At 56.6% G+C, this 11,458-nt stretch carries 11 protein-coding genes and 2 pseudogenes; 2 read left to right on the plus strand and 11 right to left on the minus strand.

What is annotated here, in order from left to right; all coding sequences use genetic code 11:
• Positions 1–32: 32 nt before the first annotated feature.
• Positions 33–433: pseudogene (locus tag H8S56_RS20145) on the minus strand (fumarylacetoacetate hydrolase family protein); the annotation flags it as partial.
• Between H8S56_RS20145 and H8S56_RS20150 the strand changes: the two are divergent.
• Positions 432–755 (plus strand): annotated as a pseudogene (locus tag H8S56_RS20150) (dihydroxy-acid dehydratase); the annotation flags it as partial. The pseudogenes H8S56_RS20145 and H8S56_RS20150 sit on opposite strands and share 2 nt — an antisense overlap.
• Before the next feature lie 235 nt (positions 756–990).
• Here the strand turns inward: H8S56_RS20150 and H8S56_RS20155 are convergent.
• Both H8S56_RS20155 and H8S56_RS20160 read right to left on the minus strand, forming a co-directional pair.
• On the minus strand, positions 991–1,545 hold the full coding sequence (locus H8S56_RS20155; RefSeq protein ID WP_004883704.1) for a single-stranded DNA-binding protein: 555 nt from the start codon (positions 1,543–1,545) through the stop codon (positions 991–993).
• Between the two features lie 9 nt (positions 1,546–1,554).
• Positions 1,555–2,949 carry an MFS transporter gene (locus H8S56_RS20160; protein WP_024687027.1) on the minus strand — a complete coding sequence of 465 codons (1,395 nt, stop codon included), beginning with the start codon at positions 2,947–2,949 and terminating at the stop codon, positions 1,555–1,557.
• A gap of 188 nt (positions 2,950–3,137) precedes the next feature.
• On the opposite strand from H8S56_RS20160, the gene uvrA reads away from it, so the two are divergent.
• Complete coding sequence (gene uvrA, locus H8S56_RS20165; RefSeq protein WP_024687028.1) at positions 3,138–5,972, plus strand: excinuclease ABC subunit UvrA; 2,835 nt, start codon at positions 3,138–3,140, stop codon at positions 5,970–5,972.
• 117 nt (positions 5,973–6,089) lie between these two features.
• On the opposite strand, the gene bfr is transcribed toward uvrA, so the two are convergent.
• From bfr to rpmJ, 8 genes are all read right to left on the minus strand, one after another.
• Positions 6,090–6,554: a bacterioferritin gene (bfr, locus tag H8S56_RS20170; RefSeq protein ID WP_187519602.1), complete on the minus strand. Its 465-nt coding sequence runs from the start codon at positions 6,552–6,554 to the stop codon at positions 6,090–6,092.
• 155 nt (positions 6,555–6,709) lie between these two features.
• Entirely contained in the window at positions 6,710–8,155 is a 1,446-nt protein-coding gene (locus tag H8S56_RS20175; protein ID WP_187519603.1) for a catalase, read from the minus strand.
• A gap of 169 nt (positions 8,156–8,324) precedes the next feature.
• On the minus strand, positions 8,325–8,711 hold the full coding sequence (rplQ, locus tag H8S56_RS20180; RefSeq protein ID WP_002555463.1) for a 50S ribosomal protein L17: 387 nt from the start codon (positions 8,709–8,711) through the stop codon (positions 8,325–8,327).
• A gap of 41 nt (positions 8,712–8,752) precedes the next feature.
• Positions 8,753–9,754: a DNA-directed RNA polymerase subunit alpha gene (locus H8S56_RS20185; protein ID WP_003176403.1), complete on the minus strand. Its 1,002-nt coding sequence runs from the start codon at positions 9,752–9,754 to the stop codon at positions 8,753–8,755.
• Positions 9,755–9,776: 22 nt separating this feature from the next.
• Positions 9,777–10,397, minus strand: a complete 621-nt coding sequence (gene rpsD / locus H8S56_RS20190) for a 30S ribosomal protein S4 (RefSeq protein WP_002555465.1) — start codon at positions 10,395–10,397, stop codon at positions 9,777–9,779.
• Between the two features lie 18 nt (positions 10,398–10,415).
• Positions 10,416–10,805, minus strand: a complete 390-nt coding sequence (gene rpsK, locus H8S56_RS20195) for a 30S ribosomal protein S11 (protein ID WP_002555466.1) — start codon at positions 10,803–10,805, stop codon at positions 10,416–10,418.
• A 30-nt stretch (positions 10,806–10,835) separates the two neighbouring features.
• Positions 10,836–11,192 (minus strand): 30S ribosomal protein S13, encoded by a 357-nt coding sequence (rpsM, locus tag H8S56_RS20200; RefSeq protein ID WP_004883692.1) that lies wholly within the window; start codon positions 11,190–11,192, stop codon positions 10,836–10,838.
• 130 nt (positions 11,193–11,322) lie between these two features.
• Positions 11,323–11,439 (minus strand): 50S ribosomal protein L36, encoded by a 117-nt coding sequence (gene rpmJ / locus H8S56_RS20205; RefSeq protein WP_002555468.1) that lies wholly within the window; start codon positions 11,437–11,439, stop codon positions 11,323–11,325.
• Between the last annotated feature and the right edge of the window lie 19 nt (positions 11,440–11,458).

Raw genomic sequence — 11,458 nt, forward strand, 5'->3', positions numbered from 1 at the left:
ATAGCGGTATCTGTAGCGTCATCACCATAAAATTTGATCAGTCGGCCTGTACGGTCAGGTGTGCCGGTCGAGATGACTTCGCTCGGTTGCAGGCTCATGCAACGGCTCAGGTAGGCGATCAATTGCGGCACGTGCGGGTCGGCAATCTCGTCGCGGGTCATGAGCCATGGACCCGCGGGCCAAATATATCGAAGCCCTTGCCCTTGTCCCAGGTGCCGCCGCGCTCCAGCGGCCATTCACGCTCGGACACGTCGTTGATCACGCAGTAACCCGCCACATGCTCCATGGCATTGGCTTCGTCGATGTAGCGCCCGCCCTTCCCGATCACGACGCCCAGCTCCACTTCCCAGTCGGTCTTGACCGATCCACGTGGAATTTCGACGTTATCGTTCGGGCCGCAGATGGCGCTGGTCCATTTGTTGAAGATGATCGGCCGCCAGAGCGGCACATCGGCCAGCCCGTCGATCCTCAATATGTCACCGGAAGCGGCGATTGGTGGCGGTCTGGCCCTGCTTCGCACCAACGACCGGCTACGCATCGACCTCAACGCCCGCACGGTCAACCTGCTGGCGGACGAAAGCGAAATGGCTGAGCGCCGTCAGCAGTGGACACCTTCGATCCCCCCTTCGCAGACACCCTGGCAGGAAATCTATCGGCAACTGGTCGGGCAGTTATCCACAGGCGGCCGTCTGGAGCCGGCAACGCTGCACATGAAAGTCATCGCCAGAAGCGGCGCGCCACGGCATTCGCATTGATGGGTTGAGTCTGAGGTAGAAGCCGGCAAGTCTAGCGGCCGATGCAGTGAAAACCGTTGTTCACAACGTATTGATTTCAGCCCGAATCGCCGAAGGCGCAACCGGCGGCGCACCACAGGGCTGCAAATCCACATAAGAAATACGCCCCACATGCCACAGGAGACAGGCGGGCATAAAAAAAGCGAAGCCTGGTAAGGGCTTCGCTTTGGGTGTTGCGGTTCTGAAAAGGGTGCAATCAGAACGGAATATCATCATCAAAACTGTCGAAATCAGCAGCTGGCTGCGGCGCTTGCTGCTGTGGCGCAGGGCGGGATTCGCGTTGCTGAGGTGGTTGCTGATTGTAGTTCTGCTGTGGCGGAGCCGACTGCTGAGGGCGCGACTGCTGTGGACGAGGGGCAGACTGGTTGTAGTTGCCGCCACCCTGGCCTTGTTGTGCGTCGCCCTGTGGACGGCCGCCCAGCAATTGCATGGTGCCTTGCATGTCGACGACGATTTCAGTGGTGTAGCGCTTGATGCCGTCTTTTTCCCACTCGCGGGTCTGAAGCTTACCCTCGATGTAGACCTGCGAACCCTTGCGCAGGTATTCGCCAGCGATTTCGGCAACCTTGCCAAACATCGAAACACGGTGCCACTCGGTCTTTTCGACTTTCTGACCGGTCTGCTTGTCAGTCCACTGTTCGCTGGTTGCCAGACTCAGGTTGGTCACGGCGTTACCGTTAGGCAAGTAGCGAACTTCGGGATCCTGGCCGCATGTACCGACCAATATGACTTTGTTAACCCCACGGGCCATAACGTTCTCCTAGGCTTCGCACGCTTCTGATGCCGGGTTGACCAGCTTTTCGAGAGCGGCGCGATCCAATAATTTTGTATCCAGTTTGATATAGATAGCTGCCTCTTCGGCAACCACCACTGCATCCGTCACGCCTGTTACGGACATTAAACGCTCTGCCAGGCCTGCATCACGCTGCGCTTCTGGCGACAACGGCAGACGTAGGCTGGTCACGTAAGGCGGTTCACGCATGGTCATCGCAAACGCAAGCCAGACGGCGGCCATGGCTGCACCACCAAGGAACACCACATCGAGCCCACCGTGCTGGAACAACCAGCCGCCCAGTATCCCACCTGCGGCCGATCCAAGAAACTGGCTGGTGGAATAAACCCCCATTGCCGTCCCTTTTCCGCCAGCCGGTGACACTTTGCTGATCAGAGACGGCAAAGACGCCTCCAGCAGGTTGAACGCGGTGAAGAATACCACTGTCCCTATGACCAGTGTCCGCAACGTGTCCCCAAAGGCCCAGAAGAATAGCTCACACAGCATGAGAAGGGTCACGGCGCCGAGCAACACGCGCTTCATCTGACGCTTCTTCTCACCGTAAATGATGAACGGGATCATGGCAAAGAACGAAATCAGCAGTGCCGTCAGGTAGACCCACCAGTGCTGTTCCTTGGGCAGGCCGGCTTTTTCGACCAGCGCCAGCGGCAATGCCACGAAACTGGACATGAGCATTGCGTGCAACACGAAGATACCCAAATCCAGGCGCAGCAGGTCTGGATGGCGCAAGGTCTGGCCCAGCGCCTGCCTGGCGACACCGGACTCGCGATGCAGCAAGGGGCCGTTCGCCTTGGGCACCACAAACGCGACGATCAAAATCCCCAGCAGCGCCATGCCGCCGGTGGCCAGAAACAGTCCCGACAGTCCAAACACACCCGTGATCACCGGCCCCACGACCATCGCAATGGCAAACGATAAACCAATGGTCATGCCGATCATGGCCATGGCCTTGGTGCGGTGCTGTTCGCGAGTCAGGTCGGAAAGCAGCGCCATGACCGCCGCAGAAATCGCACCGGCACCTTGCAGGATACGGCCGGCGATGATGCCCCAGATCGAGTCCGCACTGGCGGCCACGACGCTGCCGATCGCGAACACAATCAGCCCAAGATAGATGACTGGACGCCGACCGATGCGATCGGAAATGATGCCAAACGGGATCTGCAGCACGGCCTGGGTCAGGCCATAAGCGCCAATGGCCAGACCAATCAGCGCAGGGCTGGCGCCCGCCAGGTCCATGCCATAAGTGGCCAGGACCGGAAGCACCATGAACATACCGAGCATGCGAAACGCGAAAACCAGCGCAAGACCACCTGCGGCACGGGTCTCGCCGCTGCTCATTCGTTCGCTGTGGGGATCGTGCATGGAAAAACCTCGTGTGAACCGGCGGCGATTCTACCAGTCCCATCGATTGACGGGGTATATCGCGACGCTTTGACGCGTTTACATGACAGAGTCTTCATCTCTGCCTGTAAAGCCTGTGGATAGTGTGTATCCATCCAGTATTTATCCGTATACTCCTACGTTTTCGACGCCCGCCGTGCGAGGCCATTTTGGACAAGATCCTGATTCGTGGGGCTCGAACCCACAACCTGAAAAACATCGACCTGACTCTTCCACGCGACAAGCTGATCGTTATCACGGGATTGTCCGGCTCTGGTAAATCATCATTGGCGTTCGACACGCTCTATGCCGAAGGGCAGCGGCGTTACGTCGAGTCGCTGTCGGCTTATGCCCGCCAGTTCCTGTCGATGATGGAAAAGCCCGATGTCGACACGATTGAAGGCCTCTCGCCTGCAATCTCCATCGAACAGAAATCGACGTCCCACAACCCGCGTTCAACCGTGGGGACCATCACCGAAATCTACGACTACCTGCGCTTGTTGTATGCGCGGGTGGGTCAGCCACGCTGCCCGGACCATGACATTCCGCTGGAAGCCCAGACTGTCAGCCAGATGGTCGACCTGGTTCTGGCGCAGCCAGAAGGCAGCAAGCTCATGTTGCTGGCCCCGGTCATCCGAGAGCGCAAAGGCGAACACCTTTCGGTCTTCGAAGAACTGCGTGCGCAGGGCTTCGTGCGGGCCAGGGTCAACGGCAAGCTGTGCGAGCTGGACGAACTGCCCAAACTCGATAAGCAGAAGAAGCACTCCATTGATGTGGTCGTCGACCGCTTCAAGGTGCGTGCAGACCTGCAACAGCGTCTGGCTGAATCGTTCGAAACAGCGCTGAAGCTGGCAGACGGCATCGCGCTGGTTGCGCCAATGGACGACGAGCCTGGCGAAGAAACCATCTTCTCCGCGCGCTTCGCCTGCCCCATCTGCGGCCATGCCATCAGTGAGCTGGAACCCAAGCTGTTCTCGTTCAATAACCCGGCAGGTGCCTGTCCGACCTGTGATGGCCTGGGCGTGAAGCAGTTTTTCGACATCAAGCGACTGGTCAACGCCGAACTGACGCTGGCCGAAGGCGCGATACGCGGCTGGGACAGGCGCAACGTCTATTACTTCCAGATGCTGGGCTCGCTGTCCAAGCACTACGGCTTCAGCCTGGAAGTGCCGTTCAAAGAACTGCCTGCCGACCAGCAGAAAATTCTGCTTAACGGCAGCGGGTCGCAGAATGTCGATTTCCGTTATCTGAACGATCGCGGCGATATCGTCAAACGTGCCCACCCGTTCGAAGGGATCGTGCCGAACCTGGAGCGTCGTTACCGTGAAACCGAATCTTCGACGGTTCGTGAAGAACTGGCCAAGTTTCTCGGTACCCAGCCCTGCCCTGACTGCCGCGGCACACGTCTGCGTCGCGAGGCACGTCATGTGTGGGTGGGTGAGAAAACGCTGCCTGCAGTGACCAACCTGCCGATCGGCGATGCCACCGAGTACTTCGACACCTTGAAGCTGACCGGTCGACGTGGCGAAATCGCTGACAAGATTCTCAAGGAAATCCGTGAGCGTCTGCAATTTCTGGTCAACGTCGGTCTGGACTACCTGACCCTGGATCGCAGCGCCGATACGCTATCCGGCGGTGAAGCCCAGCGTATTCGTCTGGCCAGTCAGATCGGTGCCGGTCTGGTCGGGGTGATGTACATCCTCGACGAACCCTCCATCGGTCTGCACCAGCGCGACAATGATCGTCTGCTTGGCACGCTCAAGCACCTGCGCGACATCGGCAACACGGTGATCGTGGTCGAACATGACGAAGACGCAATTCGTCTGGCCGATTACGTGGTGGACATCGGCCCGGGTGCCGGTGTGCATGGCGGGCACATCGTCGCCGAAGGCACGCCGGACGAAGTGATGTCGCATCCTGACTCGTTGACGGGCAAGTATCTGTCGGGCCGAGTGAAGATCGAAGTCCCGGCCAAGCGTACGCCTCGCAACAAGAAGCTTTCGCTCACGCTTAAAGGCGCGCGCGGCAACAACCTGCAAAACGTCAATCTGGACATTCCGATTGGCCTGCTGACCTGCGTGACCGGTGTTTCCGGCTCGGGTAAATCGACACTGATCAACAACACCCTGTTCCCGCTCAGCGCCACGGCACTCAATGGTGCGACAACCCTTGAGGCGGCCACTCACGACAGCATCAACGGCCTGCAGCACCTGGACAAGGTCGTGGACATCGACCAGAGCCCCATCGGTCGTACGCCTCGTTCCAACCCGGCGACGTACACCGGCCTGTTCACGCCGATTCGTGAACTGTTCGCTGGCGTGCCGGAGTCTCGCTCGCGTGGCTATGGTCCTGGGCGGTTCTCGTTCAACGTCAAGGGCGGTCGCTGCGAAGCCTGCCAGGGCGACGGCCTGATCAAGGTCGAGATGCACTTTCTGCCGGACATCTATGTTCCCTGCGATGTGTGCAAGAGCAAGCGCTACAACCGCGAAACGCTCGAGATCAAGTACAAGGGCAAGAGCATCCACGAGGTGCTGGAAATGACTATCGAAGAAGCCCGCGAGTTCTTCGATGCGGTTCCGGCGCTGGCGCGCAAGCTGCAAACCCTGATGGATGTGGGACTTTCCTACATCAAGCTGGGTCAGTCGGCGACAACGCTCTCAGGTGGCGAGGCCCAGCGGGTCAAGCTGTCGCGTGAGCTGTCCAAGCGCGACACCGGCAAGACGCTGTATATCCTTGATGAGCCGACCACAGGTCTGCACTTCGCCGATATCCAGCAACTGCTCGATGTCTTGCACCGTCTGCGCGACCACGGCAACACGGTGGTCGTGATCGAGCACAACCTGGACGTCATAAAGACGGCGGACTGGCTGGTCGATCTGGGACCGGAAGGCGGTTCGCGAGGTGGACAGATCATCGCAACCGGCACGCCAGAACAGGTCGCCGAGATGAAGCAGTCCTACACCGGTCACTACCTCAAGCCTTTGTTGATACGCGACAAGGCTTGATAAGTGCCGATGTGAGACGGGTTTGGCTCAGGCCAGACCCGGCTGACTCGAAATCGAAACGAAAAAAAGCTCCTGTCACGTAAGTGCAGGAGCTTTTTTATGACAGCGGGCGCGGAATCAGAACTGCGACTGCAGGTAATTCTGCAAGCCGATGGACTTGATCAGACCCATTTGCTGTTCCAGCCAATAAGTGTGGTCTTCTTCGGTATCAGCCAGTTGAACACGAAGAATGTCACGGCTGATGTAGTCCTGATGCAGCTCGCAGAGCGCAATACCTTTGCACAGTGCAGCGCGGACCTTGTATTCGAGACGAAGATCGCTGGCGAGCATCCCAGGCACCGTAGTGCCGATATCGAGGTCGTCCGGACGCATACGCGGTGTGCCTTCAAGCATCAGGATACGACGCATCAGCGCGTCAGCGTGTTGCGCCTCTTCTTCCATCTCGTGATTGATACGCTCGTAGAGCTTCGCAAAGCCCCAGTCTTCGTACATGCGCGAGTGGATGAAATATTGGTCACGAGCCGCCAGTTCGCCAGTGAGCAATGTGTTCAGATAATCGATTACTTCTGGGTGGCCTTGCATCGCACCAGATCTCCTGCTTTAAAGGCGATAGTTTGAACCAAGCGCCACGAGAGGTCACTCGGAAAAACGCAATAATCCGATAAAAAGCGTCGATTTCACGCCATCCAGAAGCGAAAAACCGCCCAAATGAGGGCGGTTCTGTTTCTCACTTAGAGTCAGCCCAGTTTTACACCCAATGCGTTCGCAATGCCTTCACCGTAAGCGGAATCGGCTTTGTAGAAGTGCTGCAACTGGCGTTGGACAACATCGCTGGATACCCCAGCCATTGCACCGGCAATATTACTAATCAACAGCGCCTTCTGATCGGCGTTCATCAGGTTGAAAAGCTTGCCCGCCTGACTGTAGTAATCGCTGTCGACGCGATGATCATGACGGTCGGCCGTACCGCTCAATGCAAGAGCCGGCTCGGCATAACGCGCATCCTGCCTGGGCGCGTCGGAGTAGCTGTTTGGCTCGTAGTTAGGCTCGGCACCGCCATTGGTGCCGAACGCCATGGAGCCGTCACGCTGATAGCTGTAAACAGGATTCTTCGGCGCATTGATCGGCAATTGCTGGTAATTGGTGCCCACGCGATAACGGTGAGCATCGGCGTAAGCAAACACGCGACCTTGCAGCATGCGGTCTGGCGAAAGACCGACGCCCGGAACCATATTGCTTGGACCGAAGGCGGCCTGCTCAACTTCAGCGAAGTAGTTCAGGGGATTGCGATTCAACTCAAGCTCGCCCACTTCGATCAGCGGGTACTCCTTCTGTGACCAGGTCTTGGTCACATCGAAAGGGTTTTCGTGATGATGGTTGGCCTGAGCCTCGGTCATCAGTTGAATGCAGACCTGCCATTTCGGAAAGTCGCCCTGCTCAATGGCGGTGAACAGATCACGCTGAGCATAATCCGGATCAGTGCCGGCAATGCGCGCAGCGTCTTCAGGCGTGAGGTTCTTGATACCCTGCTTGCTCTTGTAGTGCCATTTAACCCAATGACGCTCGCCATTGGCGCTGATCAGGCTGTAGGTGTGGCTGCCGAACCCGTGCATGTGGCGATAGCCGTCAGGAATGCCGCGATCCGAGAACAGGATCGTGACCTGGTGCAGCGCTTCAGGTGAGTGCGACCAGAAATCCCACATCATCTGCGGGCTTTTCAGGTTGGTCTGCGGCAAACGCTTCTGAGTGTGGATGAAGTCAGGGAACTTCAGTGGGTCGCGGATGAAAAACACCGGCGTGTTATTGCCTACGATGTCCCAATTGCCTTCCTGAGTGTAGAACTTCACCGCAAAACCACGTGGATCGCGCTCGGTGTCGGCAGAGCCGCGCTCACCCCCTACTGTAGAGAAGCGAATGAAAATAGGCGTCTGCTTGCCAATAGCCGTGAACAGGTCGGCGCTGGTGTACCGAGTGATGTCTTGAGTGACGGTAAACGTACCGTGAGCACCCGAACCTTTGGCGTGGACGCGACGCTCTGGAATGTTCTCGCGGTTGAAGTGAGCGAGCTTCTCGATCAGGTGAAAATCTTCCAGCAGCAAAGGACCCCGCGTACCTGCCGAACGAGAGTTTTGGTTATCGGCGACTGGCGCGCCACTGGCGGTCGTAAGCGTCTTCAGGGTCATGCACTCTCTTCCTAAGGCTTTATATAGCCGGCTAATCAGGTTGAGCGAGATTATTATTCGAAACTATCAAATCAGCAAATTCATTAACTACTTAAAGCTGATAGCTTTTATCAATTTCAGACAACAAAAAACCGGGCACTAGGCCCGGTTTTTTGTTCAAACTGATGTCTTATTCAGCGGCTTCTACAGAGCCACCAACAGGACGATCAACCAACTCGACGTACGCCATAGGCGCGTTGTCGCCAGCGCGGAAACCGCACTTGAGGATACGCAGGTATCCGCCCTGACGGGTTGCATAGCGCTTACCCAGATCGTTGAACAGCTTGCCGACGATTTCTTTCGAACGAGTACGGTCGAAAGCCAAACGACGGTTAGCAACGCTGTCTTCCTTGGCCAGGGTGATCAGCGGCTCGGCAACGCGGCGCAGTTCCTTGGCTTTCGGCAGGGTAGTCTTGATCAGCTCGTGCTCGAACAGCGACACCGCCATGTTTTGAAACATGGCTTTGCGGTGAGAGCTGGTACGGCTCAGGTGACGTCCACTTTTACGATGACGCATGGTTCATTCCTTACCAAACTCGCGTTCGGTGATTACGACGATCAGGCCGTAGCCTTGTCGTCCTTCTTAAGACTTGCCGGCGGCCAGTTGTCGAGGCGCATGCCGAGGGACAGACCACGGGAGGCCAGAACGTCTTTGATCTCAGTCAAAGACTTCTTCCCAAGGTTCGGAGTTTTCAACAGTTCTACTTCGGTGCGCTGAATCAGGTCACCAATGTAGTAAATGTTCTCCGCCTTAAGGCAGTTAGCCGAACGTACAGTCAGTTCCAAATCGTCAACCGGACGGAGCAGGATCGGATCGATCTCGTCTTCCTGTTCGATTACCACTGGTTCGCTGTCGCCTTTGAGATCGACGAACGCAGCCAACTGCTGTTGCAGGATGGTTGCAGCGCGGCGAATAGCCTCTTCAGGATCCAGGGTACCGTTGGTTTCCAGATCAATAACCAGCTTGTCCAGGTTAGTACGCTGTTCGACACGGGCGTTTTCCACCACGTATGCGATACGGCGAACCGGGCTGAACGAAGAATCGAGCTGCAAGCGACCAATGCTGCGGCTTTCGTCTTCATCGCTTTGACGCGAGTCTGCCGGCTCATAACCACGACCACGAGCTACGGTGAGCTTCATGTTCAAGGCGCCGTTAGACGCCAGGTTAGCGATTACGTGATCGGGGTTAACGATCTCGACATCATGATCCAGCTGAATATCGGCAGCGGTAACCACCCCCGAACCCTTCTTCGACAAGGTCAGCGTAACTTCGTCTCGACCGTGCAGCTTGATAGCCAGACCTTTAAGGTTCAACAGGATTTCAATGACGTCTTCCTGTACACCTTCGATGGCGCTGTACTCATGGAGTACACCGTCAATCTCGGCCTCGACTACTGCACAGCCGGGCATGGAGGACAACAAAATGCGACGAAGCGCGTTGCCCAGGGTATGGCCAAAGCCACGCTCGAGAGGCTCGAGCGTGATCTTGGCGCGGGTTGGACTGACAACCTGCACATCAATATGGCGGGGTGTCAGGAACTCATTTACCGAAATCTGCATGGATGCACCTATTTTCTAGCCCTTACTTGGAGTAGAGCTCGACAATCAGGCTTTCGTTGATGTCGGCGGATAGATCACTGCGAGCTGGTACGTTCTTGAAAACGCCCGATTTCTTCTCAGTGTCTACTTCTACCCATTCTACGCGGCCACGTTGGGCACACAGATCGAGAGCCTGGACAATACGCAGTTGGTTCTTAGCCTTTTCGCGGATAGCAACAACGTCGCCAGCACGAACCTGGTAAGAAGGAACGTTAACGGTTTTGCCGTTGACGCTAACAGACTTGTGCGAAACCAATTGACGGGATTCGGCACGAGTCGAGCCGAAGCCCATGCGGTATACAACGTTGTCCAGACGGCATTCGAGCAGCTGCAGCAGGTTCTCACCTGTTGCGCCTTTCTTGCCGGCGGCTTCTTTGTAGTAGCCGCTGAACTGACGCTCGAGAACGCCGTAGATACGACGGACTTTTTGCTTTTCACGCAGCTGAGTACCGTAATCGGACTGGCGACCGCGGCGCTGACCGTGGATGCCTGGAGCTGCTTCGATGTTGCACTTGGATTCGATAGCGCGAACGCCGCTCTTCAAAAAGAGATCGGTGCCTTCACGACGAGCAAGTTTGCATTTTGGACCAATGTAACGAGCCATTTCTTACAGTCTCCTGGATTACACGCGGCGCTTCTTCGGCGGACGGCACCCGTTGTGCGGGATTGGCGTCACGTCGGTGATGCTGGCGATCTTATAGCCACAGCCGTTCAATGCACGGACAGCGGATTCACGACCTGGGCCTGGACCCTTGACATTGACGTCGAGGTTCTTCAGACCGTATTCCAGCGCAGCTTGACCAGCACGTTCAGCAGCTACCTGAGCAGCGAACGGCGTGGACTTGCGGGAACCACGGAAACCCGAACCGCCGGAGGTAGCCCAGGAAAGAGCGTTACCTTGACGATCGGTAATGGTGACGATTGTGTTGTTAAAAGACGCGTGGATGTGGGCGATGCCATCAACCACTGTCTTTTTAACTTTTTTACGAGGACGAGCAGCAGGTTTTGCCATGACTAAATTCCTGTCGTTGCGCTGGAGCGATTACTTGCGGATCGGCTTACGCGGACCTTTGCGAGTACGCGCGTTGGTCTTGGTACGCTGACCGCGTACTGGCAGACCACGACGATGACGCAGACCGCGGTAGCAGCCCAGGTCCATCAAGCGCTTGATTTTCATGTTGATTTCGCGACGCAGGTCACCTTCAGTGGTGAACTTCGCCACTTCGCCACGCAGCTGTTCAATCTGCTCGTCGCTCAGATCTTTGATCTTCGCCGCCGGGTTAACCCCGGTGGTTGCACAAATTTTCTGTGCAGTGGTGCGACCAACACCATAGATGTAGGTCAGCGAGATAACAGTATGCTTGTTATCTGGAATGTTAACGCCTGCAATACGGGCCATTCAGTGGGACTCCAATTGACAGCTACCTACGCCCCGGAAGCCAAGAAATAGGGCGCGAGATAATATCGCTGTAGTAACAAATAATCAACCCAGCAGCGCACTAGCTGCTGGGCTTAAGCACAAATCACAATCAGCCTTGGCGCTGCTTATGACGTGGTTCCGCGCTGCAAATTACTCGAACAACACCTTCGCGGCGAATAATCTTGCAGTTACGGCACAGCTTTTTCACCGATGCACGAACTTTCATCACCAACTCCTCGAACCTT

The sequence above is a fragment of the Pseudomonas triticifolii genome, assembly GCF_014358015.1.
GTDB lineage: Bacteria > Pseudomonadota > Gammaproteobacteria > Pseudomonadales > Pseudomonadaceae > Aquipseudomonas > Aquipseudomonas triticifolii.

Coding starts and splice junctions, on each gene's coding strand:
- H8S56_RS20155 (WP_004883704.1), bottom strand. CDS start 1,545: ATGGCCCGTGGGGTTAACAAAGTCATATTGGTCGGTACATGCGGCCAG.
- H8S56_RS20160 (WP_024687027.1), bottom strand. CDS start 2,949: ATGCACGATCCCCACAGCGAACGAATGAGCAGCGGCGAGACCCGTGCC.
- bfr (WP_187519602.1), bottom strand. CDS start 6,554: ATGCAAGGCCACCCAGAAGTAATCGATTATCTGAACACATTGCTCACT.
- H8S56_RS20175 (WP_187519603.1), bottom strand. CDS start 8,155: ATGACCCTGAAGACGCTTACGACCGCCAGTGGCGCGCCAGTCGCCGAT.
- rplQ (WP_002555463.1), bottom strand. CDS start 8,711: ATGCGTCATCGTAAAAGTGGACGTCACCTGAGCCGTACCAGCTCTCAC.
- H8S56_RS20185 (WP_003176403.1), bottom strand. CDS start 9,754: ATGCAGATTTCGGTAAATGAGTTCCTGACACCCCGCCATATTGATGTG.
- rpsD (WP_002555465.1), bottom strand. CDS start 10,397: ATGGCTCGTTACATTGGTCCAAAATGCAAACTTGCTCGTCGTGAAGGC.
- rpsK (WP_002555466.1), bottom strand. CDS start 10,805: ATGGCAAAACCTGCTGCTCGTCCTCGTAAAAAAGTTAAAAAGACAGTG.
- rpsM (WP_004883692.1), bottom strand. CDS start 11,192: ATGGCCCGTATTGCAGGCGTTAACATTCCAGATAACAAGCATACTGTT.
- rpmJ (WP_002555468.1), bottom strand. CDS start 11,439: ATGAAAGTTCGTGCATCGGTGAAAAAGCTGTGCCGTAACTGCAAGATT.